General features: G+C 39.7%; 3 protein-coding genes. 1 reads left to right on the top strand and 2 read right to left on the bottom strand.

Annotated features, from left to right (window positions below; translation table 11 throughout):
- Together H6G97_RS50580 and H6G97_RS50575 are read right to left on the bottom strand one after the other, a co-directional pair.
- On the bottom strand, positions 1-368 hold a 368-nt coding region (locus tag H6G97_RS50580; protein ID WP_277883488.1), incomplete at its 3' end, for a sigma-70 domain-containing protein.
- 7 nt (positions 369-375) lie between these two features.
- A complete protein-coding gene (locus H6G97_RS50575) occupies positions 376-867 on the bottom strand; it encodes a sigma factor (RefSeq protein WP_190947715.1) in 492 nt (163 codons plus the stop codon).
- Between the two features lie 375 nt (positions 868-1,242).
- On the opposite strand from H6G97_RS50575, the gene H6G97_RS50570 reads away from it, so the two are divergent.
- Positions 1,243-1,947 (top strand): ParM/StbA family protein (locus H6G97_RS50570; protein ID WP_190947714.1); only part of this gene is annotated, 705 nt, incomplete at its 3' end.

Below are 1,947 nucleotides of genomic sequence, written 5' to 3'. Positions count from 1 at the left end.
TGACTGAGATTTAGTTTTTGTGCAACCTGTTTTGCAGTCAACTTATCCTCGCCCGACAACCCAAACTGTAACATTAAAACTTGGCGTTGATTTGGTTTCAAGGTAGCTAATAAATCCTGTAAATCTGATCGGAGACATTCTAAAGCAACATACTCTTGCGCGGAGATTCTTTCGTCGGGTAATATCTCTTGCAGTTGGTTTTCTTGCTCCTCTCCAATCCCTAGCTCTAAAGAAACTAGCGGACGAAATGCGTTTAGGCATTCGGCAACTTGTTTAGCTGATGCATCAACAGCCTCAGCGATTTCTATAATAGTCGGTGTCCTTCCCAAGGTTTGAAAAAGTTCAACGTGTGCTTTTTTGATTTGCATTAATCTTTTAGTCAAATGATGGGGTAGGCGAATAGTGGGGGATTGTTCTGCAACTGCTCTGGTAATTGCCTGCCGAATCCACGCCTTTTGCATAAGTAGAAAATTTATAGCCCCGATTCGGCTCAAATTTTTCTACTGCTTTTTGTAAACCTATCGCTCCCTCTTGAATCAGATCCAAAAATTCTAGGTTACTCCAACGATATTTTTTAGCGACTGCAACCACTAAGCGGAGGTTGGCAGTAATCATTAAATGTTTTGCCAGTTGCCCTTGTTCAAGGATTTGGGTTAATTCTGCTTCTGTTTTATTCACTTCGGCAGAGAGTTCAGACACATTTGGAGAACGCTTTAGCCGTTGCATGAGAAGATTTTTTTGCTGCTCAAGTGCCAGCATAGACCTTACAAGTCTTGCATAGAAAATTTCCTGCTCTGGTAGTAACCTATCGATGCGACCAATTTCTCGTAGGTAAATTCCAAGTGTATCAGAGTCAAATCTCGCCATATTACGTAAAGCTAATTTAGACTTTGACAGTAGAGTATAAATCAAACAGTCAACGATGATCTAAATTAATTTTTGCTGCGTTGATAAAAAAGATTTCAGAAATTCTTTGTAGGGATCACATAGGAGCTATGTATACCCCAACAGTAGTTTAGGACTTTGATGATATCTTGACTCCTATATAGGGTATATATAGGTTGCAAATGGGGTATATTTAACTATCTGACATTTTGTGTCCCACTTAGCCCCCAAGGGGTTATGATAAGCTCTTGAGATTAGGAGAAAAAGGGGAAGTTATTTTATTCTTCTTTCTCTTGCTCTTGCAGATCACTTAAATAGATAATTTTCACTTTCTCAAAGTGTATTACCTTTGTCTTTATGTCAAACATTCACAGCTTACAAAAAATTTTTCCTGCGGGTTTCGATAACGGTTACGGAAGTCTCAAACTTTTAGTCGAAGGATTTAAAGTAGTTCGTGCCCCCAGCTATATTTCCACTGTAGAAATGGAAGATGTTCCAGGGCGTGTAGTTTTTAACGGTACTGCTTACACAGTTGGAGAGTCAGCTTACCGTACAGGGAATTATTTTGACCGCAACACAGACAATAATGAAAATAAAGTTAATAATGCGTTGTTGACTTTATTGGGTGCATTGGCACATCTGCCACACCGTAGGGCTTGGCACTTAAAATTAGTCGTCAGCTTACATGATGTCGGTCTGGCGGAACAATTACAAAAAGTACTCAATGGAGAATATCAGCCAATACTTGCTGGCAAACAATCAGATGTAAAAGTAGAAGTCCTGAAAGTTGTACTAGAGGGTATGGGTGCATTGTTTGGGCATCCACTACCCAAAAAATTAACCATTTTAGACTTTGGCAATGGTACGACTTTGTATTCTCGTTACAACCGGGGTCAGCGAGAAGTTCACACTGCCTACCCTATTGGTGTAGAAGTTCTCATCGATGATATCTCCCAAAAAATGAAACATTTAAATGGCGGAAAAATCGGAGATCCTTCCATTATCCGATTTTGTTTGGAAATGGGGCATACCAGGTATAGCCGTGACATCGATATCAAAGAT

The organism is Nostoc flagelliforme FACHB-838, assembly GCF_014698065.1.
GTDB classification, from domain to species: domain Bacteria; phylum Cyanobacteriota; class Cyanobacteriia; order Cyanobacteriales; family Nostocaceae; genus Nostoc; species Nostoc flagelliforme_B.
This window is presented reverse-complemented; position numbering and strand designations above follow the sequence as displayed.